Raw genomic sequence first — 24,764 nt, forward strand, 5'->3', positions numbered from 1 at the left:
CGAAGCCTGCATGAACGATATTGTGATACCTCCGGGGGCTCTCGACACACTGTCGGGAGACGACGTGACCGGAAGCCAGGACAAACTGGACAAAGACAAGTTGGGTAAAAAGGGTGCGCGGGACTTCCGTGAATCCGAGTGGAAACTCCGGCATATAGCGCTTGCCGGGCTTAGCTGGCAAGCGGGTGAGGGTGTTCACGAAAACACCCCGGTACTGATGCTGCATGGTTGGCTCGATAACAGTCTTACCTTTGTAAAGCTGGCTCCGGAACTGACAGGCCTTGGTCCTGTCTACGCACTGGATATGGCCGGCCACGGTCATTCCGGTCACCGGCCGGAGGGGCAGGACTACCTTTTGATGGATTACGTGGCGGACCTCGCTGAACTTGTGGAGCGTTATTTTCAGGAAACCTCCGACGGGCGAATCAATCTGGTTGGCCATTCCCTGGGGGGCATTGTCGGCGCCCTCTACGCCGCAGCCTTTCCTGAACGGGTACGCAACCTGGTGATGATTGACAGCCTTGGTGCGATCAGTCGGCCGGTCAGCGAAACCGTTCCCCGGATGAGAAAGGCCATCAAGAAGCGTATTGCGGGATCTGGCCGGCAAGTGGTGTACCCGGATATCGAAACCGCAGCGAAAGCGAGGGAGGGTGGGTTGAGCCCGCTGAGTCCGGAAGCCGCATTGACGCTCATTCCCAGGAACATGAAGCCGGAGGAAAACGGGCTCGTGTGGCGGACCGACCCGCGTCTTCGGCACCCGTCACCGCTGATGATGACGGAAGAGCAGGTGATGGCGTCCCTGAGTGCCCTGGAAAGCCGGGTGCTCTTTGTCAGAGCCGATCAGGGGCTGCTGTCGTACAGAAAGGATCTGGATGAACGCACCAGCGTCATTCCGAATCTTCAGGTATCGAACGTGCCGGGTGGACACCACTGCCATCTTGATGGGGAAACCGGTTACGTGGCAGATGCCGTCAGACAATTTCTGGAAAATGAGTAATCGCTTGCTGAAACTACTGTTCACCCGTTTTCTTGCAGCCACTTTTGGTGCGCTGGCCCTGCCAGGTCTTGTTATGGCTGCGACCGGAGATAGTCCGGAAGCCTTCCCGCAGTCAACCCTGGAGACCACGGTTAACATCGAATCCTCCGGCCACCTGGTTCTTTTCAGTGCGGTGCGGGAAGTGAATAATGAGATCCGCTCTGACAGCCTGGCAAGGCTTCCCGTAAGCGGGGAGGGGCGTCTGTACCAGATTGCCCGCGACTCAAACCGGGAACAGGCCAGGGCCCATTATTTGCGGCTACTGGGCAAGAGAAATGCCCAGATTCTGTTTGAGTGCTCCGGCGTACGTTGCGGCAGGAGCAATGTCTGGGCAAACCAGATATTCAATCAGGCGGTTCTGTACGGAGGGGATGCTACCCAGGACTACCTGGTAGCGGGCACTGTCTCTGAGGATGGAACCCGGTGGCTGACACTGGTTTACACCGTTACCCGGGGCAATTTGCGGGAATACGCCTGGGTTGAGCATCTGCGCGTGGCGCCCGGCGCTTCCATTCCCGGGTTCGGGAATCTGGCCAGGCGGGTTGAAGGGCCGGTTATCGTCCCGTGGCAAGGGGGAGTAACCTACCGTTTTAACTGGCAGGCAGGAGATCGGCAGCGTGTAACCGATCTGGCCCGGGTTGAGGGTACGATCATTGCGCTGGTGGGCTATTCTGCATTGGAGGCCGATGAATCTTTCAATGATGCGATGGAGCGCGCACGCAAGGCTGCGGAATCGCTTTCGGAGGTTCTCTCAAAGACCGGTGTTCCCCGTGACCAACAGGAAATCATCGTGGCGGGTCCTGCCGTGGTATTCAGCGAGCCGGACCGACAGGGTAACCGGGTAGAAGTGGTAATGATCTCGAGGTAAGCACAATGGGCAACTCAAAGGACGATGATCGGCGCCGGAAAGGCCCGCCCTCGGAGGACGTGCCCCGGGACAATGTCTCCAGGGTTTTACACAGTTCAGATGTGCCGGCTACCGATGTGCGGGCAAATCCGGAGGCGGTGGGGCGCAGGCACAAGCCCCGGACAACGGTTGCCCTCACTCTGGGTAGCGGCGGGGCGAGAGGCTACGCTCACATCGGCGCCATCGAAATACTGGCAGAGCGTGGTTACGAGATTGTTGCCATCTCCGGTTGCTCCATGGGGGCATTGATTGGCGGTATGTATGCAGCGGGAAAGATGCAGGACTACAAGGACTGGGTAACCGGGCTCGGTCAGTTCGATGTACTTAAACTGCTTGATGTGACCTTTAATTCTGTCGGAGCCATCCGGGGCGAAAAAATCTTTTCGGTTGTGCGGGAAATGTTGGGGGAAACCCGAATCGAGAATCTGCCCGTCGCCTATACCGCCGTGGCAACGGATTTGCTCGCCCATAAGGAAATCTGGTTCCAGGAGGGCCCGTTGGATCAGGCGATTCGCGCGTCGGTCGCCATTCCCAGCGTGGTGACCCCGCTTGTGCTTAACGGCAGGGTTCTGGTGGACGGAGCCCTGCTCAATCCGTTGCCGATTATCCCGACAATTTCCTCCCAGGCCGATATGATTGTCGCGGTCAACCTGAGCGGCGAAGATGACCGCAGGCGGCGTATCCCCGATGCCGCTTTCGCAGCGGCGGGCGAGAGTACCGACACGGACGAGTGGATGGACACCATTCGCGAGAAAGCCTCCCGCTGGTTCGACTGGGATGCCCTGAAATCCCTGGCTGCGCGCAAACCGGACAACGGGGATAGCCCGGAAGACAGGATTTCCAGGGACGTGCAGAAAAAAGAGCACCAGAAACAGGTCGAAAAAAAGGCGGCTGACAGGAAAACCCATGAAGACCATGAAACCATTGACTGGGACAAGCTGGGAATTGGCAAGTTCGACGTGATGAACCTCACCATAGAGACCATGCAGAGTGCGTTGGTGCAGTACAAGATTGCCGGCTATCCGCCGGACCTGCTGGTAAACGTCCCGAAAAATGCCTGCCGGAGCTACGATTACCACAAGGCTCCGGAACTGATTCAGCTTGGCAGGGAGCGTATGGCAGCGGCTCTGGATCGGTTTGAGAGCAGTCGCAGCAGTTCCGGCCTGCTGGCCATCTGAGGGGATTCTCCGGGGCTGTATTCGCAAGGCTGCAGTCAGGTGGATAAACAGCGTATAATCCGGCGCTGACACGCTCTCGCACAGGATTTACGTTTGTGACCAGCCCTATCGATGATCTCCACAGCGTTCGCGATTACCTTCGCTACGCCTCCTCACAGTTTGCTGCCTCGCCCCTGTATTTCGGCCATGGCACCGACAATGTCTGGGATGAGGCGGTTCATCTGGTTATGCGCAGCCTGCATCTGCCGCTGGAAAACAACACCCTGTTCCTGGATGCCCGGCTTACCCGGCAAGAGCGGGAGTTGATTCTGGAGCGGATTCGGCGGCGTGTGGATGAGCGCGTCCCCCTGGCTTACCTTTTGGGCGAAGCCTGGTTCATGGGCATGCCGTTTCACGTCGATGAGCGGGTGCTGGTGCCCCGTTCACCGATTGCTGAGCTGATTGAGAGCGGCTTTCAGCCCTGGCTGGGTGGCAAGCCGGTTGAGCGCATTCTTGATCTTTGCACCGGCAGCGGTTGTATTGGTATTGCTGCGGCGTCCGTTTTCACCGAGGCGGAGGTGGATCTTTCCGATATTTGTGCCGATGCCCTGAAGGTGGCTGAATCGAACATCGAGCTTCACGGAGTCCGGGACAGGGTTCGCACCGTACAATCGGATGTCTTTGCAAACATCGGCGGGCGTTATGATGTCATTGTGAGCAATCCGCCCTATGTGGACGCCGGAGACCTCGCCAGCATGCCGGAGGAATACCGCCATGAGCCGGAGCTGGGTCTGGCCGCCGGGCAGGACGGGCTGGATATTGCCCACCGGATTATCGCCGGCGCCGCGGATCATCTTACGCCGGGCGGCCTTCTGGTTGTCGAGGTTGGCAACAGTTGGGTGGCCCTGGACGATGCCTGCCCGGATCTGCCGTTTACCTGGCTGGATTTCGAGAACGGCGGTGATGGGGTGTTTGTAATTAACGAGCAGGACCTGCGCCAATGGCAGGCTTAACGTTAACCCTGCTTCTTATGAAGCCTTAATAAGATATTGATTTATGTCAGGAAATACTTTCGGAAAACTGTTTACCGTCACGTCATTCGGCGAGAGCCATGGTGTCGCTCTGGGTTGCATTATTGACGGCTGTCCTCCGGGGCTTGAGCTCTCCGAAGCCGACATGCAGCGCGATCTGGATCGCCGCAAGCCGGGCACATCCCGCCACACGACCCAGCGCCGGGAAGCGGACGAGGTAAAAATTCTCTCCGGGGTTTTCGAGGGCAAAACCACCGGCACGCCAATCGGGCTGTTAATTGAAAATACCGATCAACGTTCGAAGGATTACTCGAAGATATCCGGGCAGTTCCGTCCCGCCCATGCCGATTACACCTATATGCACAAGTACGGTGTGCGGGACTACCGGGGCGGTGGCCGCTCCTCAGCCCGGGAAACCGCGATGCGGGTGGCCGCCGGTGCGGTGGCGCGCAAGTATCTCGAGCAGCGACTGGGTATCCGTATTCGCGGTTACCTGTCTCAGCTGGGGCCGATCAGGGCCGAGAAACTGGACTGGGATCAGGTGCACCAGAACCCGTTTTTCTGCCCGGATCCGGACAAGGTCGCCGAGATGGAGGCCTACATGGACGCCCTCCGCAAGGAAGGCGATTCCATCGGCGCCCGGATTAACGTGGTCGCCGAGGGCGTGCCTCCCGGCCTGGGTGAGCCGGTCTTTGATCGCCTGGATGCGGATCTGGCCCATGCCCTGATGAGCATCAATGCGGTGAAGGGTGTGGAGATTGGTGCCGGCTTTGACTGCATCGCGCAGAAGGGCACCTCGCATCGGGATGAGATAACCCCTGAGGGGTTCCTTTCCAACAACGCCGGTGGTGTGCTGGGTGGTATTTCTTCCGGTCAGCCGATTGTGGCGAGTATTGCCCTGAAGCCCACATCGAGTCTGCGCTTGCCGGGCCGGAGCATTGATGTGCACGGCAATCCGGTTGAGGTGATTACGACCGGCCGGCACGATCCCTGTGTCGGGATTCGGGCGACGCCGATTGCCGAGGCCATGATGGCCATTGTGCTTATGGATCATTACCTGCGGCATCGGGGGCAGAATGCGGATGTGTCTGTTTCTACGCCGGTGATTGGTCAGCTCTGATACTTGCTTTCAGCCTTGGTGGAACGGCTCTGGCGGGGGCGGCCTCCCAAAAAACGCCCGTGAATACTTCCCTGTAGGGCTTGGTCGCGCCATCCCTGGCGCTCCACATTTTTGGGAGGCCGCCCCCGCCAAAGCCGCCAAGCCATTTCGATAGTCGTACAGAGGTTTCGCTATTTACTTTCGACTTTCCAACCTCTATTTCTGGTTTTTCGCTCTCCTCGGAGGGCTCCTGCCGTACTGGTCCCTCTACCTCGAAGGCCAGGGATTTTCCTATCTTCAGATCGCCACACTCATGGCGACCATTCAGCTCACCAAAATCATTGCCCCCAGTGTCTGGGGTTGGCTGGGGGATAAGACCGGCCAGAGGGTCCGGTTGGTCCGGTTCGGGGCCATTACCGGTTCGCTGTTCTTCGCCGGTGTTTTCATGGAACCCGGGTTCTACGGTCTGCTGCTGGTGATGCTGGCGTTCACCTTTTTCTGGAATGCGATCCTGCCGCTTTACGAAGTGATCACGCTTCGCACCCTGGGTGAGCAGAAGGAGAAATATGGCCGGGTTAGGCTCTGGGGCTCGGTGGGCTTTATCGGGGCGGTGGCGCTGGTGGGTGGTTTGCTGGAGCTGGTGCCAATCCGAGGCCTGCCCTGGTTGTTGTTGCCGGTGTTCGCCGGGATTGCGGTGTCTGCTTTTCTGGTGCCGTCCGAGCGGGGGGAGCGGAAACCGCCGGCACCGAAGGGCAGTCTGAAAGCGATTGTCAGCCACCCGGCGGTGGTGACGTTTTTCCTGATGAATTTTCTGCTCCAGGTGTCCCATGGTGCCTATTACACCTTCTTCAGCATTCACCTGGCGCAATATGGTTACGGCAAGCTCTCGATCGGGCTGCTGTGGTCCCTGGGCGTTTTTGCGGAAATTGCTCTGTTTCTGGTTATGCACCGGCTGACCCGGAACTTTGCCTTTCGGCAGATTGCTATCGGCGCACTCACACTGACAATGATTCGCTGGATCCTGATAGCCGAGATGACGGATGTCCTGGCGATTCTTCTGTTTGCGCAGTTGCTGCATGCGGCGTCTTACGGGGCGCTTCACGCCATTTCGGTTCAGTACATCCAGGGTTTCTTCGGGCAGCACCATCACGGCCAGGGGCAGGCGCTATACAGTGGGCTGACGTTTGGTGCCGGGGGCGCGCTGGGCGCCTGGTTGTCCGGATTCCTGGCGGATGGTTTCAGTACCTCAGCGGCGTTCTGGGGCGGTGCGGCGGCCATGGCCATTGCAGTCGTGATTAGCTGGCGTGGCCTTCGGCCGCCGCCGGTTCAAGGCGAAGTCTGAAAGTCAGGCATCTTCCTCTTTCTGAATAATCGCCAGAAGGGCCTTCGAAGCATTGCCCAACTGCCGGCCGGTGAGGCCGATTCCACCCAGGACCCGGGAGACCGGGCGGCCTACCTCCAGCACGCGGAGACTGTCATCGACCATCCGCGAGGGCAGAACACTCCAGCCAAGGCCGACACTGGTCATCATTTTCAGCGTTTCCAGGTAATTGGTTGGCATCTGCGGGTTCAGGTGGAGGTTGGCTTCGAGGAACAAGCGGCTGACCACCCGATAAGTCGCCGTTGTTGTGTCCGGCAGCAGCGCAGGGTGATCTGCGAGGTCTGAAAGCGCCGGTTGACTCAGTGAAGCGAGCGGATGCTCAGCTCCTGTCACAAATACCATCGGGTCCGGCCACTGCGCGAATACCGTAAAGCTGGGCGCCATGCTGTCGCTCAGGGTGACAAATGCCAGTTCCGCATTTCGTTTGCTCATCTGTTCATAAGCCGCATCGGATTCCATGAATTGCAGGTTAATGGATACCTGAGGGTATTCCCGTTTGAACCGCCGCAGCCAGTTAGGCAGGTGGTGAAGACCGATGTGGTGGCTGGCAATGATCTGAAGCTCGCCTTCCACCTGTCCCGAATCCGGGGAAAGGGCAATCCGGGCGTTGTGGATTTCGTCCAGGATCCGGCGGGCATGGGGGAGTAGACGGCTGCCGGCATCGGTCAGGCGGATCTGGCGGTGGCTGCGGTCAATGAGAGTGGTGCCGAGCTGGTTTTCCAGGGCCGCGAGGCGTTTGGAGATCGCCGGCTGTGTCAGGTGCAGGGTTTCGGCTGCCTCTGAGAATGAGCCCTGATCTACGATTGTCAGGAAAGCCTTCAGTGCGTTTGAGTCCATGCCTCTTATCCAGATTTTCGGCTATTGGTGGAGGGCATATGGAGGGGAGAGTCTCCCAAAACACGCCCGTGAATACGTCCCTGTAGGGCTCGGTCGCGCCATCCCTGGCGCTCCACGGTTTTGGGAGACTCTCCCCTCCATATGCCCCATACATATCGGGTGCCCGCTCAAAGGTTTGGGGAGCGGGTTGGGCCAGCACTTTCAAAACCATAGAGGGCCAGGGATGGCCCGAAACGAGCCCACAGGGATGTGCTTGTAGGCGTGTTTTGAAAGTGCTGGCCCAACCCGGGACCTTCACCCAAATTCTATAGAATAACCAATGGGAATGCGATGGATGAAAAACATGAATTGAGGTTATCTATGAGTAAACGGTAACATAGAGCAATCGAACGTGATAACCAGAAACCCCCAGAGAGTGAGAGAGAACCATGGCGGGCAAGACCTTATACGACAAATTGTGGGACGATCATCTCGTCAAGCAGCGGGACGACGGCTCCGCGCTGATTTATATTGATCGTCAGTTACTGCACGAAGTTACCTCGCCTCAAGCCTTTGAAGGGCTGCGTCTGGCCGGGCGGAAGCCGTGGCGGATTGATGCCAATATTGCGACTCCGGACCACAACGTGCCCACCACCGACCGTGCCCGGGGCGTGGAAGGCATTGTGGATCCCGTATCCCGGATACAGGTGGAAACCCTTGACAAGAACTGCGATGAGTTCGGAATCCTTGAGTTCAAGATCAAGGACCAGCGCCAGGGCATTGTCCACGTGATTGGACCAGAGCAGGGTGCGACTTTACCGGGCATGAGTATTGTCTGTGGCGATTCCCACACCTCCACCCATGGTGCCTTTGGCTGTCTGGCCCATGGTATCGGCACCAGTGAAGTTGAACATGTGCTGGCTACCCAGTGCCTGGTTCAGCAGAAAATGAAGAATATGCTGGTGAAGGTAAATGGCAAGCTTGGGCCGGGCGTGACCGGCAAGGATGTTGTTCTGGCCATCATCGGCAAGATCGGCACCGCTGGTGGTACCGGCCATGCCATCGAGTTTGGTGGCGAGGTTATCCGTGGTTTGAGCATGGAAGGCCGGATGACCATTTGCAACATGTCGATTGAGGCGGGTGCCCGGGTTGGCATGGTGGCTGTTGACGACACCACCATTGATTACGTGCGTGGCCGTCCGTTTGCGCCGAAGGACGAGCAATGGGACACGGCGGTTGACTACTGGCGCACCCTGCACAGCGATGATGACGCGGTGTTCGATAAGGTCGTTGAGCTGGAAGGCTCGGAAATCCAGCCCCAGGTGAGCTGGGGTACCTCTCCGGAGATGGTTGTCGGCGTTGAAGGCAGAGTGCCGGATCCCGAAAAAGAAGAAGACCCGATCAAGCGCGAAGGCATCGTGCGGGCCCTTAAATACATGGGTTTGAAGCCGAATATGCCGATCACGGATATCCAGCTGGACCGTGTGTTTATTGGCTCCTGCACCAACAGCCGGATCGAGGATCTGCGTGAGGCAGCGGCTGTGGTGAAAGGGCGGAAAGTGTCGCCGACGTTGAAGCAGGCGATGGTGGTACCGGGTTCCGGGCTGGTGAAAGTCCAGGCGGAGCAGGAAGGTCTGGACAGGATTTTCATTGAAGCCGGGCTGGAATGGCGTGACCCGGGTTGCTCCATGTGCCTGGCAATGAACGCTGACAAGCTGGGCCAGGGCGAGCACTGTGCCTCCACCTCAAACCGGAACTTTGAAGGTCGTCAGGGCTTTGGCGGACGAACTCACCTGGTGAGCCCGGCCATGGCGGCAGCCGCTGCGGTGACTGGCCATTTTGTTGATGTCCGTGAGTTGATGAACTGATCCGCAGGAGAGAACCATGCGCGCATTTACCCAACACCAGGGCGTTGTCGCCCCCATGGACCGTTCCAATGTGGATACGGACATGATTATTCCCAAGCAGTTTCTGAAGTCCATCAAGCGCACCGGCTTCGGGCCGAATCTGTTTGATGAGCTGCGGTACCTGGATGAAGGCAAGCCGGATCAGGATTGTGCCAAACGCCCGATCAATCCGGATTTTGTTCTGAACCAGGACAGGTACAAGAACGCGAGTGTCCTCTTGGCGCGCCGCAATTTTGGCTGCGGTTCCAGCCGCGAACACGCGCCCTGGGCGCTGGAAGATTTCGGTTTCCGGGTAATTATTGCCCCGAGTTTTGCCGATATTTTCTATAATAACTGCTTTAAGAATGGTCTGTTACCGATTGTCCTTCCTGAGGAAATAGTTGATCGCCTCTTTCAGGAAGTGGAGCAGGGCGAAGGCTATCAACTGTCTGTGGATCTTGAGGCCAGGACAGTGAGCACGCCTTCGGGTGAGACGTTCGGTTTCGAGGTGGATGACTTCCGCCGTCATTGTCTGCTTAACGGCCTGGACGATATCGGTGTCACGCTGGAAGATGCGGATGCCATCAAATCGTATGAAGACAGTCGTCGTAAAACCGCGCCCTGGCTGTTTGGCGCCGGTGGCGGAATCCAATAGAAGACTCTTGCAAGGAAAAACCATGTCCAGAACAGTGTTGATGCTTCCCGGCGACGGTATCGGGCCGGAAATCGTGTCTGAGGCCGAAAAGGTGCTTCATAAAGTCAATGACCAGTTCGATCTTGGCCTGGGCTTCGAGTCCGGCCTGGTCGGCGGCGCGGCAATCGATGCAACGGATAGCCCGCTTCCGGATGAAACGCTGGAAAAAGCGACCAAAGCCGATGCCATCCTGCTGGGTGCCGTTGGCGGTCCCCAGTGGGACAGCCTCCCGATGGCCAGGCGCCCCGAGAAGGGATTGCTGGGGTTGCGATCAAATCTTGAGCTGTTTGCCAACCTGCGCCCGGCCATCCTGTATCCGCAACTGGCCTCGGCGTCGTCGCTGAAGCCGGAAGTGGTATCCGGCCTGGACATCCTGATCGTCCGGGAGCTGACTGGAGGCATCTATTTTGGCCAGCCGCGCGGCGTTCGCGAACTGGAAAGCGGAGAGCGTCAGGGCTACAACACCTACGCCTATACAGAATCGGAAATTCGTCGTATAGGCCGGGTTGCTTTTGAGGCGGCTCAGCAGCGTGGCAGGAAGCTGTGTTCCGTTGACAAGGCGAATGTGCTGGAAGTGACTGTTTTGTGGCGGGAAATCATGAACGATCTGCGCCGGGAATACCCGGACGTGGAGTTGTCCCACATGTACGTGGATAACGCCGCCATGCAGCTGGTGCGCGCACCCAAGCAGTTCGATGTGATTGTGACTGGCAACATGTTTGGTGATATTCTTTCGGACGAAGCGGCTATGCTTACCGGCTCCATTGGCATGTTGCCATCGGCGTCGCTGAATTCGGAAAAGCAGGGTATGTACGAACCCTGTCATGGCTCTGCGCCGGATATTGCCGGCAAGGGTATTGCCAATCCGCTGGCCACTATCCTTAGTGCTGCCATGATGTTGCGGTACAGTCTTAATGAGGAAAAAGCGGCTGAAGCCATTGAGGCGGCGGTCAGCAAGGTTCTGGATCAGGGGCTGCGAACGGCAGACATCATGTCTGAAGGCGCGGCCAGGGTCTCCACCCGGGAAATGGGTGAGGCTGTTCTGGCTGCGCTTTAAAGAGCGGTTTCTGTCCAGTTTTTTGAGACCCGACGGTAGCGGGATGCAGTTGCCGCGGGATCATCCATCCTGTCCCTGCCAGCGATAAAGGCTTCGGGCGGGCATAAAACGAGGTCTGAAGATCGCACATGAAGCGAGTTGGACTTGTAGGTTGGCGTGGCATGGTGGGCTCGGTCCTCATGCAGCGCATGCGTGAAGAAAACGATTTCGCCGATATCGAACCGGTGTTTTTCACCACATCCCAGGCGGGCAAGCCCGCACCGGATGTAGGCAAGGGGGGCGTTCCTGCACTCCAGGATGCGTTCGACGTTGAGATTCTGAAAACCCTGGATGTGATCGTGACCTGCCAGGGTGGCGATTACACCGGTGCGGTTTACCAGAAGCTCCGCGACGCGGGCTGGGAAGGCTACTGGATTGATGCCGCATCCACGCTCCGGATGGCTGACCACTCGGTTATTGTCCTGGATCCGGTCAACCGCGATGTTATTGATGCCGCGCTGGCCAAGGGGGTCAGGGATTACATTGGGGGTAACTGCACCGTCAGCCTGATGATGCTGGCCCTTGGCGGTCTGCTTGAGCGGGACCTGATCGAGTGGGTAACGCCCATGACCTATCAGGCGGCCTCTGGCTCCGGTGCGCAGAACATGCGTGAATTGCTGAACCAGATGGGTGTGCTCAACAGCAGTGTGAAAGCCGAGCTGGATAACCCGTCTTCCGCGATTCTCGAGATTGACCGGAAGGTGACCGAAACCATGCGCTCCGATGGGTTTCCCACCGAGCACTTCCAGGTACCGCTGGCCGGTAGCCTGATTCCGTTTATCGACAGGCAGCTCGATAACGGTATGAGCAAGGAAGAGTGGAAAGCCGGTGTAGAGACTAACAAGATTCTTGGTCGTTCGGACAACCCGATTCCAATTGATGGTATCTGCGTGCGGATTGGCGCCATGCGCTCCCACAGTCAGGCACTGACCATCAAGCTGAAGAAGGACCTGCCGGTTTCAGAAATTGAGTCGATCCTGGCGAAGGCCAATGACTGGGTAAAGGTTATCCCCAATGACCGCGATGCAACTATTGAGGAACTGACTCCGGCGAAGGTTACCGGTACCCTGAGCGTGCCGATTGGCCGCATCCGCAAGCTGGCCATGGGGCCGGAGTATATTTCCGCGTTCACCGTGGGTGATCAGTTGCTCTGGGGTGCTGCCGAACCGCTGCGTCGTATGCTCCGGATCCTTCAGGAGCGTTAAGAATTGTTACGCAGAGGCAATAAATGCCAACTGTGTCCGGTTTCAGTAAACCGGTAAGGGGGCGGAGGCTGATTTCAGCCTCCGCCCCTGTTATTTTCAGGAGCGCTAGGCAGTTCCGCGCGATTGATAAAAAAATGGTGCAAGGATTGCGGCTGATTGATTGATAAAAGAGGTTTTATCAACAATACTTGCCGGGCTGAATATTAAAAAGAACACATAATAACGAGAATTATCCAGACGGAAGTCATCCAACCTCGTCCGATTCTGTTTGAAAAAAGCAGTAACGAATAACGGAGACTGGAAAGGAAAAAGCATGAAGGTACGCAAGCTTGCGGTTGCCCTGGCTCTGGCGGGAGGGCTTGGGTCCGGCGTCGCACAGGCCCTTGGGCTGGGTGAAATTGAACTTCAGTCCTATCTGAATGAGCCACTGGATGCGGAGATTGTTCTGCCCCAGAGCCGTGGCGTTGATCCAGGGGATGTATTCGTCAACATTGCTTCGGAACAGGCATACGAACGGGTGGGGCTGGATCGCAACCAGTTTCTCAGCAAGCTCAGGTTCCAGGTGGTTACCCGTAACGATGGCAGTCTCGCTGTTAACGTTTCCTCGCGCGAGCCCCTGAGGGAACCGTACCTCAATTTCCTGCTGGAAATGACCTGGCCGAGCGGTCGATTGATGCGTGAATACGCCGTTCTCGTTGATCCGCCTGTATACGCAGAGGACTCGGGGATACAGGAGCAGGTTAATGTACCTGCGGCGGCTTCCACGGAAACGGCCCGCCAGCCAGCAGCAACCCGCAGCCAGGAGTCTTTGCGCCGTCAGTCGCAGGCCGAGCGGTCACTGGGTGCGGGATATCAGGCGGATACCTTCGGGCCAACCGGGCCATCCGATACCTTGTGGACTATTGCTTCCCGCGTACGCCCCAATGACAACGTTTCCATGCAGCAGGTCATGCTTGCAATACAGGACCTGAATCCGGATGCATTCATCAACAATAACATCAATCGCCTGAAGCGCGGCGAAGTGCTCCGTGTACCCTCCATTGACCAGATACAGAGCCGGACGCGTGCTCAGGCAATCCGCATCGTCAGCCAGCAGAATCAGGAATTTCAGTCGCCCCGGCGTACCGTTGATGCAACTGCGAGCCAGCGGCAGCAGCCTGTGGTCCAGGAGCCGGCGGCGGGTGGTGATGAGCTGAAGCTGGTTGTCTCCGGGGAATCCGGTCGCGATACGTCCGAAGGCGGCTCGGCCGGCGGGGATGGCCAGCTGCCTGGTGGCGTTGACGCCGGCACTGCTGTTGCGATGGAAGAGCTGGAAAGCGCACGACGTGAAAATACAGAGCTGAACAGTCGGGTAGAAGATCTTCAGGATCAGGTTCAGACACTCCAGCGTCTGCTTGAACTGAAAAATACCCAGCTTGCCGAGATTCAACAGGCAACCGGGGCTGACTCTCCAGAGCAGGCTGCCCCTGGTGAGAGCGAGGCTGCCGGTACTGCGGCGGCTGAGGACGTGACACCTCAGGAAGAAACCGCCGTTGCGGATGAGAAGGCCACCGGAGAGGTTGAGCCCGCCGTGTCCGGTGAGCAGGCCGAACCCGGATCGGAAACCGCTGAACTGGCGGGGGCTGAAGATGCACCGGAAGGCGCGGCCGCCGATGCTGCCTCGCCATCTGATGAACAGGTCATGGCGGAGGCTGGTGCCGGTACCGACGCGACTTCTGAAGACATGAGCGAAGACGTTACCGGGCCAGCCCCTGCGGCCTCTCAGCCTTCGCAGGCTGCAGAGCCCGAACCAAAGCCGGCACCTCAGGCTCCTGCTGCAGAGAAGGGCTTTCCGGCTAATGTTATTGATGCGATCACCAACAACCCGATGTACCAGATTGCCCTTGGGGGTGGCCTGATCATTCTTCTGTTGCTGCTCCTGCTCCTTGCCCGTCGCAATGCGAACCGGGAAAAGGCGTTTTACGAACAGCTGAACAGCGAAACGGAGGAAGGTACAGATTCCTTTGATCTGAATCTGGATGAGGGCGATCAGGAATCAGTCGCCAGTGACGCCCTCGAAGAAGCAGACACGTACATAGCCTATGGTCGTCACGATCAGGCAGCACAAACGCTGGAAACAGCAATCTCCCGCGAACCAAGCCGCACTGATCTGCGTCTGAAGCTGTTGGGTGTATATGCCGATATCCAGGATCGTGAATCCTTTGAAAGGCAGTTTGGTGAAATCCAGGCACTGGATGACGAGGAAGCCCTGACGACAGCGAACGAGTTGCGGGCGAGACTGGAAGAAGCGGAGTCCATGCCTAGCATCGATGACCTTGAATCACAGCTTCGCTCAGACTCCTTCGCGGCCTCTTACGATTCCGAAAAGGGGGCGGGTGACGACTCGGTTCCTGGTGAAGACTCGGTTCCTGGTGAAGACAAACCTGCATCTGAAGAGCTCTTGGCGGATCGGTTCGATTCGGAGCAGGAAGAGCCGGCCGAGAACGAATTTGGTGACTTCGATTCCGATCTTTCAGACTTTGATCTGAATGAGTTTGAAGAACCGGAAGCTTCTGGATCGGAAGACCAGAAAGAAGAAAGCAAGGATGACCTGATCGAATACGACCTCTCGGGCATTGAACTCGAGTCCGGAGAAGAAAAAACTCCTGAGCCTGGGGAGTCCGGTGAGTGGGATATGTCCTCAGAGTTCGGGATGGATCTTGATGAATCTGCCGACCCTGAAACAAAGCCCGATGAGGTCGAAGAAGATCTGGGTCTGGAGCTCGACGAGAGTGATCTGGGGGAAGAGACGCCAGCGGGTGAGTCGGGTGAGGCTGCCGATGAGGTCAGTCTGTCTGAAGAAGACTCTGAAGCTGATATCGATTCTCTGGACGAGTCCTTTCTTGATGAACTTGATGCCGAGCTCGACAAGGTAGCCGGTGAAGAAGAGGACGAGCTGGGCGGTAGCGAGATGGAAGAATCCTCTCTGGATGATCTTGAGCTGGATGTGTCAGATGAAGACCTGGCGCTGATGGAAGAGTTCTCCGATTCCGCGGATTCGGCGAATCACGATGAGGAAGAGCCCGCTTCACTGGATGAGGAACTGGGCCTTGAAGACACCCTCGCAGAAGGCGATGTTCTGGGCGATGCCGAGGAAGCCGGTCCTGAAGAGACCGTTGAGGGGGCCGAGGAGCTTGAGCAGCAGGGCGCTGCAGATGGCCTTGATGACCAGGACCTCCCGGCTGACGTCGATGAGGCTTCAGATGAAGATCTGGACTTGCCCGTTGCATCCGATGAGGTGGCCGGGGAGTTTTCCCGTTCGTCTGTTGCTGATATTGACGAGAACGATCTTGGGGATGACGACGACTTCGATTTCCTCGCCGGTACCGATGAGGCTGCCACCAAGCTTGATCTTGCGCGGGCCTACATCGAGATGGGTGACGCTGATGGCGCCAGGGACATCCTCGAAGAAGTCGCCCTGGAAGGCAGCGAAGATCAGAAAGCGGAGGCACAAGATCTCCTTAAAAATCTGTCCTGATCCGTTATAATCGGGTCTGACAGGCAGCAAGCGCCGGCTGCCGGGTTGACTCCCGGCATCAAGCCGGCGCTTTGTTTTTACAGAAACATACTTTCCGGATTCGCACTTGTTTCTTGAAACCCAGCAACTCACCACGGATAACGCCATCGGTGCAGGGCGCGTCGCGCTTGCGTTTGAGTACGATGGCCGCAGTTTCCACGGTTGGCAGCTCCAGAAATCCGGCGTCCGGTCGGTCGAAGCCGAACTTACCAAAGCGGTCGCAAAGGTCGCCGATCACCCCGTGGATCTGGTTTGTGCAGGGCGCACAGACGCCGGTGTTCACGCGAGTTACCAGGTTGCCCATTTCGATACCCCTTCGGTGCGGAACCTCCGATCCTGGGTGATGGGCATCAATACCGCATTGCCTGATGATATTTCCGTGCACTGGGCCGGGAATGGCGAGGGCGATTTCCATGCCCGTTTTTCAGCCACGTACCGCCGCTACCGCTACATCATCTGCAACCACCCGGTGCGGCCCGGTATCCAGCGGGGGCAGGTGAGCTGGACATTCCGCCCTCTCGATGCCGAGCGAATGCATGAGGCAGCACAGGCGCTGACAGGTGAGCACGATTTCTCGTCCTTCCGCGCAGCCGGCTGCCAGTCCCGAACGCCGATCCGTTTCCTGGAAAGGATCTCGGTAACCCGGAAACGTAACTTTGTCGTAATTGATGTGCAGGCCAACGCATTTTTGCATCACATGGTGCGGAATATTGCCGGGGCGTTGATGGCGGTGGGTTCAGGGAAGCAGCCAGTAGAGTGGATTCATGAGATACTGGCTGCCAGAGACCGGACAGTGGCCGGTGTTACCGCGCCTCCCCATGGTCTGTATCTGGTTGATGTGGGTTATCCCGGTGAGTTCGGTTTGCCTGCTGCCGAGTGTGGCCCCGGCTTTGTGAGGCCGTGGTACAGTCGGGCGGAAAACCGCCCCCTGACGCCCACACATATCCATCTCAAGCAACGGGTTCTGAGCCAATGAGCGCACGCGTAAAAATATGCGGCCTGACTCGCCCTGAGGACGTTGATGCGGCGGTTGAATGCGGCGCGGACGCTCTGGGGTTCGTCTTCTATGGGCCAAGCCCGCGGTCAGTCAATGCGGATCAGGCCGCGGCTCTGGTTCGCCGCATCCCTGCGTTTGTGTCCGTTGTCGGCCTGTTTGTGAATCCCTCTCGGCAGGAACTCGAGACAGTGCTCGACAAGGTCCCGCTGGATCTTCTGCAGTTTCATGGCGACGAAACTGCCGCTTTCTGCTCAGGCTTCGGGCGCCGCTGGATCAAGGCCGTCCGGGTTCGGGAATCCGGTCAGATCGAGCGTGCGTTTGAAGAGTTCCGGGACTCTGCCGGTTTGCTGGTAGATGCCTGGGATCCGGAAAAATACGGCGGTACCGGGAAGGGCTTCAACTGGGAGCTGATACCGGAGGACCGGCCACTGCCGCTCATATTGGCCGGCGGGTTGTCATCTGCTAACGTATTTGCCGCGGTAAACCAGGTGAAACCGTGGGCGGTGGATGTCAGCGGCGGTGTTGAACAAGGCAAAGGCATCAAGGATATCCAGAAAATTTCTCATTTTATCAAAGAGGTTCACCGTGTCTGTAAAACTGACTGAAGAAATGCTGAGCGCACTGCCGGACGCGCGGGGTCACTTCGGGGCCTTCGGTGGGCGGTTTGTTTCCGAGACTCTGATGGATTCCCTGATGACACTCGAGAAAGAATATAACCGCCTCAGGAAAGACCCGGAATTTCAGGCGCGGTTCGACAAGGAACTGGCGGATTACGTGGGCCGGCCCACGCCTCTTTACTTTGCCGAGCGCCTGACCCGGGAGACCGGCGGTGCGCAGATCTGGCTCAAGCGTGAAGATCTTTGCCACACCGGCGCCCACAAGGTGAACAACACGATTGGCCAGGCATTGCTCGCCAGTTTCCTGGGGAAGAAACGGATTATTGCAGAGACCGGTGCCGGCCAGCACGGTGTTGCGACGGCAACGGTCTGCGCCCGTCTGGGGCTTGAGTGTCATGTGTTTATGGGTGCCGAGGACGTTCAGCGCCAATCTCTGAACGTCTTCCGGATGAAGCTGCTGGGCGCTCAGGTCCATGCCGTGCAAAGTGGCTCTAAAACGCTGAAGGATGCCATGAACGATGCCATGCGGGACTGGGTGGCGCACGTTGATAACACCTTTTACATCATTGGCACTGTGGCGGGGCCACACCCGTATCCGATGCTGGTTCGGGATTTCCAGTCGGTAATCGGTCGTGAAACCCGTCGTCAGTGCCTTGAGAAGACCGGTAAATTGCCAGATGCACTGGTGGCCTGTGTCGGCGGCGGTTCAAATGCGATAGGTATGTTCTATCCGTTCCTCGCGGACGAATCCGTGGAGCTGTATGGGGTTGAAGCCGGTGGCCTGGGCATTGAAACCGGAAAACACGCGGCACCTCTCTGCGCCGGTCGGCCGGGCGTGCTGCACGGTAACCGGACCTACCTGATGGAAGATGAGAATGGCCAGATTGCCGACACTCATTCTGTCAGTGCCGGCCTGGACTACCCGGGTGTCGGGCCGGAGCACAGCTGGCTAAAGGACATTGGCCGGGCCCACTATGTATCGGTCACCGACGATGAAGCTATGGAAGGTTTCCGCAAATTGACCCGCGTTGAAGGCATCATGCCCGCCCTGGAAACTGCGCACGCGGTGGCTTACGCCATCAAACTGGCGGCAACCATGGACAAAGACCAGGCCGTGGTCATCAATGTCTCCGGCCGCGGCGACAAGGACATAAACACCGTTGCCAAGCTTGAAGGCATCGAGATCTGAAGAATCAACAGGAGCAGGCATGAGCCGAATCGAAGGGGTTCTCAATACCCTTAAAGGACAAGGTCGCAAGGCACTTATCCCCTACATTACCGCCGGAGACCCGCATCCCGATGTGACGGTAGACCTGATGCATACCCTGGTGGCGGCCGGCGCTGACATCATTGAACTGGGGGTGCCATTCTCGGATCCGATGGCGGACGGTCCCGTCATTCAGCTGGCCTGCGAGCGGGCGCTGGTCCATGGAACCTCCCTCCGGCAGGTTATCGGCATGGTCAAGGAGTTCCGCAAGACCAACGACAGCACGCCGGTGGTTCTGATGGGGTATCTGAACCCCATGGAGGCGATGGGCTATGAAAAATTCGCGGATGCGGCCAAAGACGCGGGTGTGGATGGCATCCTGACGGTCGATCTGCCGCCGGAAGAGGCCGACGAGGTGGCTCCTCTGTTTACCGAGCGCAATCTGGATGCCATCTTTTTGCTGGCACCGACCACGACTGATGACCGGATCCGTGCAATCAGTGAGCACTCTTCCGGTTATGTGTACTATGTTTCAATCAAGGGTGTGACAGGCTCTGCCACCATCAACGTGGAAGAGGTTGCCGCCAAAGTGAACCACATTCACGAACTGACAGCGCTTCCCGTGGGCGTCGGCTTCGGTATCCGGGATGCGGAAACGGCTGCTGCAGTCGGCCGGGTATCCGATGGTGTAATTGTTGGCAGTGTCCTGGTCGATACAATAGCCAGAAATCAGGCAGATACCGGCCAGCTCAAACGAGCATTGACGGATCTGCTCCACCCGATGCGTGAAGCGCTGGACAGCCTGGCCTCCTGATTGATCAGGGGTGAGGGCAAACAGGCATCAAAGGACAGGATGAAACCATGAGTAACTGGCTGGACAAGATCATGCCGAGCAAGATTCGCTCGGAATCCAAGCAGAGAACCGGTGTGCCGGAGGGGCTGTGGAAGAAATGCCCCAAATGCGGCGCCTTTCTCTACAAGCCGGAGCTTGAGAAAAATCTCGATGTTTGCCCGAAATGCAACCACCATCTCAGGGTTAATGCCCGTCGGCGCCTGGATGTATTCCTTGACGAGGACGGCCGGGAAGAGATTTCGGCTGAGCTTGAGCCATGGGATCGCCTGAAGTTCAAGGATACCAAGCGCTACAAAGACCGTCTGTCCCAAGCCCAGAAGGCGACAGGAGAGAAGGACGCCCTGATTGCAATGAGGGGGACGACTCTGGGTGTTCCACTCGTTGCCTGCTCCTTCGAGTTCAACTTCCTCGGCGGTTCCATGGGCCAGGTGGTCGGCGAGAAATTCGTTCAGGCCGCCAACGTCGCTCTGGAGCACCGCATTCCCCTCGTCTGTTTCTCGGCCAGTGGCGGTGCGCGAATGCAGGAAGCGATTCTGTCATTGATGCAGATGTCCAAAACCGCTGCTGTTCTGGAGCGCATGAAACAGGAAGGAATTCCCTATATTTCGGTCATGACGGACCCGGTCTTTGGCGGCGTTTCGGCCAGTCTGGCAATGCTGGGCGACCTGAATATCGCCGAGCCAAATGCGCTGATCGGTTTTGCCGGGCCTCGGGTCATCGAGCAGACGGTTCGTGAAAAGCTTCCTGAAGGGTTCCAGCGCAGTGAGTTCCTGCTGGAGCACGGGGCGATTGATATGATCCTTCACCGCCACCAGATGCGGGAGCGGATTGCCCACGTTCTGGCCAAGTTCACTGGTCAGGAACGTCCGGGCACGGAAGAGCCTATCGAGTTTGATGTGTCAGAAAAGCCCGAAATCGATGCCCCCACCGAGTAGCCGCTCTGTCCGGCCCCCGGTTTCTCCGGGGGCTGGTGCCACAGTTGACCAGTGGCTTGCCTACCTTGAAGCGATACACCCAACCGAGATTGACCTGGGGCTTGACCGGGTCCTGATAGTGTTTCGTCGGCTCTTCCGTCGCAAACCGGAAGCACGCATCATCACTGTCGCCGGTACCAACGGCAAGGGTAGTGCGGTTGCAGCGGTTGAGGCTCTGTTGCGGGCTGCGGGGCGCCGCACCGGAGCCTACACTTCACCTCATCTCCAGAGCTACAACGAGCGTGTTCGCCTGGACGGTACCGATATCTCGGATGCAGAACTGGTAAAGGCGTTTGAGGTGGTTGAGGCAGCCCGGGGAAAGGTCTCTTTGACCTATTTCGAATTTGGTACACTGGCGGCGTTCGTGGCCTTCGCCAATGCGGGCGTCAATCACTGGATTCTGGAGGTTGGTCTGGGCGGGCGGCTGGATGCAGTGAATGTTCTGGATGCCGATTTCGCCATACTGACATCGGTGGACATCGATCACGTTGCCTTTCTTGGCGATAACCGGGAGGTTATCGGCTTTGAAAAGGCCGGCGTGCTGAGGCCGGGTATCCCCGCGGTCTATGCCGACAATGATCCGCCCCGTTCCGTGCTTCAGCAGGTTGCGGCGCAGAAGGTTGATCTGGCACTGCTGGAGCGTGATTATCACCTGTCACCGCGTGAAGGCGGCAGAGATTCGAATTCCGGTCCGGCTCTGGAATATGGGGGCCAGTTGATTCGCTTGCCGGCCGGGCCGTTGCCGCTGAAAAGTGTCGCTGCGGCAGTCGTGGCCATCCGTAATCTTGAGCCGGAGCTGGATAGTGCTGCGATCGAACAGACCCTTTCCATCCTGAGTGTCCCCGGTCGATTCGAATTGCTTGGAAAGCGTCCGGATATCTTGGTTGATGTGGGCCACAACCCTCATGCTGCGGGCTGGTTGTCTGGCCAGTTGGAGAGCCTGAAAACGCCGGGGAAAGAGGTTCACGCCGTTTATGCGGCGCTGGCCGACAAGGATGTTGAAGGCATTGGCAGAGCCATGGCCGGAGTAGTGGATCACTGGTACCTGGCGGGGCTTGATGCTCCCAGGGGGCTTTCCGGGGCAGTCCTGAAAGACAGGCTGTGGGCCGCCGGGCTGACGGCTGTGAGCGCCTCCGAAACCGTCCTGCAGGCACTGAATACCGCATTGTCGAATGCATCAGCGGATGATCTGGTGGTTGTTTTCGGTTCGTTCCATACCGTCGCCCAGGCTCGGGAAATTCTGCTTCACTCTGCGTCACAAAAGCGAGCCCCGGGGCTGATCTGACTGCCTTAAACTTTGTCCATGGCAGCGGGTCTGCCTTTGAGTTCCGGCTGCCGGACGGTTAGTATCTGCGGGTAGGCGTCTCTCGCGGCGCAGTCACAACAGCGCAGTCACAACAGATGGGAGCCTGGTAACGTGGATGGATTGAAACAGAGAATAATCGGGGCGTTGGTACTCGTTTCCCTAGCGGTTATCTTTGTTCCCATGCTTTTTGACGAGCCGCACTCGGAACGTAGTTCCACAACCATCAAAATTCCGGAAGAACCCCCTTTCCCTGAAGTTGAGGCGCCTGAAACCGAAGTCGCACCGGCGCCTTCCTATGAGCTCAGCGAGAACGCACCTGATGTGCCTGAACCTGGGGCAGGGGAGAGCAAGGACTCGCCCGCGTACCGGATTCTGGAAGAAGGCTCCGATTCCGCGCCCGTTGCCTCCGCGCCCGTTCCCGAGGTCAGGGAGCCCGCTGAGCCGGAAACGGCCGAGTACGAGCGCTCCCTTGAGGGCGCCTGGGTGGTCCAGCTGGGAAGTTTTGGCAACGAAGACAATGCCCGCCGGTTGCGGGACAAGGTTCGGGAAAAGGGCTATGGCTCTCACCTCCAGGCCGTAGTCCGTGGAGATACCACGCTTACCCGGGTTTTCAGCGGTCCGTTTGCCACCAGGTCGGAAGCCGAAGCAGCAAAACGAGCCGTGGATGATGCGTTTGGCGTGAACAGCCTGGTCACGTCCGGCCAAAAATAGCCACGCTCAAGCGGTTTTATGTGGGTAAGGCGGTTTGGCGAACCGGGGTTTCCTGATAGAATTCGCGCTTCCTTTTCTCCACCGGGTTTTCCATGGAAGCGCTGATCTGGATTGACTGGGTCATTATCGCCCTGATTACAGTTTCCACGCTCATCAGTCTGAAGCGGGGTTTCGTAAAAGAAGCCCTGTCTCTGGTGACCTGGGTTGGCGCGTTCATCCTTGCCAGAACCTTCCATCCACAAATGCAAAGCCTGCTGGAAAGCACGGTAGAAACGCCCCTGGTCAGGCTCATTGCCGCCTTCGCCATACTCTTCTTTGGAACGCTCATTGTCGGAGCCATCATTAACAATATGATTGGTCACCTGATCAGGGTCACAGGGCTTTCAGCCACGGATCGGGTACTTGGCATGGGGTTCGGGCTCTTGCGAGGTGTTGTGGTCGTGATTGTCGCCATCGCCTTCACCCGATATACCCCACTGGCACAGGATACCTGGTGGCGAACGTCCATTATCATCGATCGTCTTGCGGTGGTTGAAGACTGGTCCCGGCGGACCCTGGGCGATGAATTTGCGCGTTTTCTGGGGCCTGCGCCCGAGGGTGCGCGAGAACCGGTACCCGGTACACTGCAGGAAGGCGTGGAACCCGCGTCTGCGTCCCGCTAACATTCAGTTTTAACACTCGGAGAACACCTTATCCATGTGTGGCATTGTCGGCATCGTCAGTACTTCCAACGTCAATCAGTCGCTCTATGATGCGCTGACTGTACTTCAGCACCGGGGCCAGGATGCGGCGGGCATTGTTACTTTTCAGGATGATCGTTTTTACCTTCGCAAGGATAACGGGCTGGTGCGGGACGTGTTTCACACCCGGCATATGCGCCGTCTGGTCGGTAACGTGGGTATCGGGCATGTGCGTTACCCGACAGCCGGCAGTTCCAGTTCCGCCGAAGCCCAGCCGTTCTATGTAAACAGCCCCTACGGCATTACCCTGGCCCATAACGGCAACCTGACCAATGCCGATGATCTCAGCAAGGACCTGTTCCGGACCGATCTTCGCCACATCAACACCAATTCGGATTCGGAAGTGCTGTTGAACGTGTTCGCCCATGAACTGCAGAAGCTGGGTAAGCTCGATCCCACCAAGGACGAAATTTTTTCAGCGGTAAGCGCCGTGCACAAACGCTGCCGGGGTGCCTATGCCGTGATTGCGATGATTACCGGTTACGGCATTGTCGGCTTCCGGGACCCGAACGGAATCCGGCCGGCCTGCTACGGCGAGCGAACCGCTGAGGATGGCCGGAAGGAATACATGATCGCCTCGGAAAGCGTGGCTCTGAGTGCCGCGGGTTATACCCTGGTTCGTGATATTGCGCCGGGCGAGGCCGTCTACATCGAAACCGACGGCACCCTCTACACCCGTCAGTGCGCCGAAGATCCGCATCTTTTCCCGTGTATTTTCGAGCATGTGTATTTCGCCCGTCCGGACTCCATCCTTGACAAGGTGTCGGTCTACAAGGCGCGCCTGCGGATGGGGGAGACCCTGGCCGAGAAAGTTCTGCGAGAGTGCCCGGACCATGATATCGATGTGGTGATACCGATTCCGGACACCAGCCGGACCTCCGCCATGCAGATGGCCCATCGCCTTGGGGTCAAATTCCGGGAAGGCTTTATCAAGAACCGCTACATCGGCCGGACGTTCATCATGCCTGGCCAGAAAATGCGGAAGAAGTCCGTTCGCCAGAAGCTGAACCCGATCGATTTGGAGTTCCGGGGCAAGAATGTGATGCTGGTGGACGACTCGATTGTGCGCGGCACCACCTGTAAGGAGATTGTCCAGATGGCGCGGGATGCGGGTGCCCGCAAAGTCTATTTTGCGTCGGCAGCGCCCCCCGTTCGCTACCCGAACGTGTACGGGATCGACATGCCCTCTGCCAGCGAGCTGATTGCTCACGACTGCACCGTTGAAGAGATCCGGGAGCTGATTGGCGCGGACTGGCTGCTCTATCAGGACCTGGATGATCTGGTAACCTGCGTCAGTGACGTGAATGACGATATTGAGGGCTGGGAGTGCTCGGTCTTCACCGGTAAGTATGTGACCGGAGATGTCGATGCGGCCTACCTTAACCGGCTCGAAGAACTGCGCAACGACGACAAACGTTTCGAGAGTACCGGAGCCACATCCAGTGATAACGGTATTATTGATTTGTACAACGACGAAGACTGAAGCAGCCGTATC

Annotated in this window: 21 protein-coding genes; 20 read left to right on the forward strand and 1 reads right to left on the reverse strand. The window is 57.8% G+C overall.

Features of this window, described 5'->3' with window-relative positions; translation table 11 throughout:
* Nucleotides 1-10: 10 nt before the first annotated feature.
* The 6 genes from AC13C0_RS05770 (at nt 11) to AC13C0_RS05795 (ending at nt 6,572) form a co-directional block, all read left to right on the forward strand.
* Entirely contained in the window at nt 11-997 is a 987-nt protein-coding gene (locus tag AC13C0_RS05770) for an alpha/beta fold hydrolase (RefSeq protein WP_482954097.1), read from the forward strand.
* The gene (locus AC13C0_RS05775) at nt 990-1,904 is read left to right on the forward strand and encodes a DUF4892 domain-containing protein (RefSeq protein ID WP_482954098.1); all 915 of its coding nucleotides are present in this window, start codon (nt 990-992) and stop codon (nt 1,902-1,904) included. Before AC13C0_RS05770 ends, AC13C0_RS05775 begins: the two co-directional genes overlap by 8 nt.
* Nucleotides 1,905-1,909: 5 nt before the next feature.
* Complete coding sequence (locus AC13C0_RS05780) at nt 1,910-3,121, forward strand: patatin-like phospholipase family protein (protein ID WP_482954099.1); 1,212 nt, start codon at nt 1,910-1,912, stop codon at nt 3,119-3,121.
* Nucleotides 3,122-3,216: 95 nt separating this feature from the next.
* A complete protein-coding gene (gene prmB, locus AC13C0_RS05785) occupies nt 3,217-4,113 on the forward strand; it encodes a 50S ribosomal protein L3 N(5)-glutamine methyltransferase (protein ID WP_482954100.1) in 897 nt (298 codons plus the stop codon).
* A 43-nt stretch (nt 4,114-4,156) separates the two neighbouring features.
* Entirely contained in the window at nt 4,157-5,251 is a 1,095-nt protein-coding gene (gene aroC / locus AC13C0_RS05790; RefSeq protein ID WP_482954101.1) for a chorismate synthase, read from the forward strand.
* A gap of 172 nt (nt 5,252-5,423) precedes the next feature.
* Nucleotides 5,424-6,572: an MFS transporter gene (locus AC13C0_RS05795; protein WP_482954121.1), complete on the forward strand. Its 1,149-nt coding sequence runs from the start codon at nt 5,424-5,426 to the stop codon at nt 6,570-6,572.
* Nucleotides 6,573-6,575: 3 nt separating this feature from the next.
* On the opposite strand, the gene AC13C0_RS05800 is transcribed toward AC13C0_RS05795, so the two are convergent.
* On the reverse strand, nt 6,576-7,448 hold the full coding sequence (locus AC13C0_RS05800) for a LysR family transcriptional regulator (RefSeq protein WP_303286253.1): 873 nt from the start codon (nt 7,446-7,448) through the stop codon (nt 6,576-6,578).
* A gap of 428 nt (nt 7,449-7,876) precedes the next feature.
* Here AC13C0_RS05800 and leuC point away from each other — a divergent pair, with 428 nt between their 5' ends.
* The 14 genes from leuC (at nt 7,877) to purF (ending at nt 24,752) form a co-directional block, all read left to right on the forward strand.
* Nucleotides 7,877-9,295, forward strand: a complete 1,419-nt coding sequence (gene leuC / locus AC13C0_RS05805) for a 3-isopropylmalate dehydratase large subunit (protein WP_482954102.1) — start codon at nt 7,877-7,879, stop codon at nt 9,293-9,295.
* A gap of 16 nt (nt 9,296-9,311) precedes the next feature.
* Nucleotides 9,312-9,968: a 3-isopropylmalate dehydratase small subunit gene (leuD, locus tag AC13C0_RS05810; protein ID WP_303286249.1), complete on the forward strand. Its 657-nt coding sequence runs from the start codon at nt 9,312-9,314 to the stop codon at nt 9,966-9,968.
* Nucleotides 9,969-9,990: 22 nt separating this feature from the next.
* Nucleotides 9,991-11,064, forward strand: a complete 1,074-nt coding sequence (leuB, locus tag AC13C0_RS05815; RefSeq protein ID WP_482954103.1) for a 3-isopropylmalate dehydrogenase — start codon at nt 9,991-9,993, stop codon at nt 11,062-11,064.
* 128 nt (nt 11,065-11,192) lie between these two features.
* Nucleotides 11,193-12,308 (forward strand): aspartate-semialdehyde dehydrogenase, encoded by a 1,116-nt coding sequence (asd, locus tag AC13C0_RS05820; protein WP_303286246.1) that lies wholly within the window; start codon nt 11,193-11,195, stop codon nt 12,306-12,308.
* 313 nt (nt 12,309-12,621) lie between these two features.
* Entirely contained in the window at nt 12,622-15,825 is a 3,204-nt protein-coding gene (locus AC13C0_RS05825) for a FimV/HubP family polar landmark protein (RefSeq protein WP_482954104.1), read from the forward strand.
* A gap of 106 nt (nt 15,826-15,931) precedes the next feature.
* Nucleotides 15,932-16,840: a tRNA pseudouridine(38-40) synthase TruA gene (gene truA / locus AC13C0_RS05830; RefSeq protein WP_117617231.1), complete on the forward strand. Its 909-nt coding sequence runs from the start codon at nt 15,932-15,934 to the stop codon at nt 16,838-16,840.
* Nucleotides 16,837-17,466 (forward strand): phosphoribosylanthranilate isomerase, encoded by a 630-nt coding sequence (locus AC13C0_RS05835; protein ID WP_117617230.1) that lies wholly within the window; start codon nt 16,837-16,839, stop codon nt 17,464-17,466. Before truA ends, AC13C0_RS05835 begins: the two co-directional genes overlap by 4 nt.
* Nucleotides 17,459-18,667 (forward strand): tryptophan synthase subunit beta, encoded by a 1,209-nt coding sequence (gene trpB, locus AC13C0_RS05840; protein ID WP_376788076.1) that lies wholly within the window; start codon nt 17,459-17,461, stop codon nt 18,665-18,667. Before AC13C0_RS05835 ends, trpB begins: the two co-directional genes overlap by 8 nt.
* A gap of 19 nt (nt 18,668-18,686) precedes the next feature.
* Nucleotides 18,687-19,499: a tryptophan synthase subunit alpha gene (trpA, locus tag AC13C0_RS05845; RefSeq protein ID WP_341582018.1), complete on the forward strand. Its 813-nt coding sequence runs from the start codon at nt 18,687-18,689 to the stop codon at nt 19,497-19,499.
* 47 nt (nt 19,500-19,546) lie between these two features.
* Nucleotides 19,547-20,473, forward strand: coding sequence for an acetyl-CoA carboxylase, carboxyltransferase subunit beta (gene accD, locus AC13C0_RS05850; RefSeq protein ID WP_117617227.1), 927 nt, complete (start codon nt 19,547-19,549; stop codon nt 20,471-20,473).
* Entirely contained in the window at nt 20,457-21,797 is a 1,341-nt protein-coding gene (gene folC / locus AC13C0_RS05855) for a bifunctional tetrahydrofolate synthase/dihydrofolate synthase (RefSeq protein ID WP_482954105.1), read from the forward strand. The genes accD and folC overlap by 17 nt, the downstream gene beginning before the upstream one ends.
* Nucleotides 21,798-21,929: 132 nt before the next feature.
* Nucleotides 21,930-22,529 (forward strand): SPOR domain-containing protein, encoded by a 600-nt coding sequence (locus AC13C0_RS05860; RefSeq protein ID WP_341582016.1) that lies wholly within the window; start codon nt 21,930-21,932, stop codon nt 22,527-22,529.
* Nucleotides 22,530-22,621: 92 nt separating this feature from the next.
* The gene (locus AC13C0_RS05865) at nt 22,622-23,191 is read left to right on the forward strand and encodes a CvpA family protein (protein WP_341582015.1); all 570 of its coding nucleotides are present in this window, start codon (nt 22,622-22,624) and stop codon (nt 23,189-23,191) included.
* A 34-nt stretch (nt 23,192-23,225) separates the two neighbouring features.
* Nucleotides 23,226-24,752, forward strand: coding sequence for an amidophosphoribosyltransferase (gene purF, locus AC13C0_RS05870; protein ID WP_117617223.1), 1,527 nt, complete (start codon nt 23,226-23,228; stop codon nt 24,750-24,752).
* Nucleotides 24,753-24,764: the final 12 nt, after the last annotated feature.

This window comes from Marinobacter sp. B-21 (genome assembly GCF_056857895.1).

Bases quoted from the DNA above. Each gene is read 5' to 3' on its own strand.
- AC13C0_RS05800 (WP_303286253.1), bottom strand. From the start codon at position 7,448: ATGGACTCAAACGCACTGAAGGCTTTCCTGACAATCGTAGATCAGGGC.
- purF (WP_117617223.1), top strand. From the start codon at position 23,226: ATGTGTGGCATTGTCGGCATCGTCAGTACTTCCAACGTCAATCAGTCG.
- leuD (WP_303286249.1), top strand. From the start codon at position 9,312: ATGCGCGCATTTACCCAACACCAGGGCGTTGTCGCCCCCATGGACCGT.
- AC13C0_RS05865 (WP_341582015.1), top strand. From the start codon at position 22,622: ATGGAAGCGCTGATCTGGATTGACTGGGTCATTATCGCCCTGATTACA.
- folC (WP_482954105.1), top strand. From the start codon at position 20,457: ATGCCCCCACCGAGTAGCCGCTCTGTCCGGCCCCCGGTTTCTCCGGGG.
- AC13C0_RS05770 (WP_482954097.1), top strand. From the start codon at position 11: ATGAACGATATTGTGATACCTCCGGGGGCTCTCGACACACTGTCGGGA.
- AC13C0_RS05775 (WP_482954098.1), top strand. From the start codon at position 990: ATGAGTAATCGCTTGCTGAAACTACTGTTCACCCGTTTTCTTGCAGCC.
- aroC (WP_482954101.1), top strand. From the start codon at position 4,157: ATGTCAGGAAATACTTTCGGAAAACTGTTTACCGTCACGTCATTCGGC.
- trpA (WP_341582018.1), top strand. From the start codon at position 18,687: ATGAGCCGAATCGAAGGGGTTCTCAATACCCTTAAAGGACAAGGTCGC.
- AC13C0_RS05825 (WP_482954104.1), top strand. From the start codon at position 12,622: ATGAAGGTACGCAAGCTTGCGGTTGCCCTGGCTCTGGCGGGAGGGCTT.
- asd (WP_303286246.1), top strand. From the start codon at position 11,193: ATGAAGCGAGTTGGACTTGTAGGTTGGCGTGGCATGGTGGGCTCGGTC.
- leuB (WP_482954103.1), top strand. From the start codon at position 9,991: ATGTCCAGAACAGTGTTGATGCTTCCCGGCGACGGTATCGGGCCGGAA.
- AC13C0_RS05835 (WP_117617230.1), top strand. From the start codon at position 16,837: ATGAGCGCACGCGTAAAAATATGCGGCCTGACTCGCCCTGAGGACGTT.
- accD (WP_117617227.1), top strand. From the start codon at position 19,547: ATGAGTAACTGGCTGGACAAGATCATGCCGAGCAAGATTCGCTCGGAA.
- AC13C0_RS05780 (WP_482954099.1), top strand. From the start codon at position 1,910: ATGGGCAACTCAAAGGACGATGATCGGCGCCGGAAAGGCCCGCCCTCG.
- leuC (WP_482954102.1), top strand. From the start codon at position 7,877: ATGGCGGGCAAGACCTTATACGACAAATTGTGGGACGATCATCTCGTC.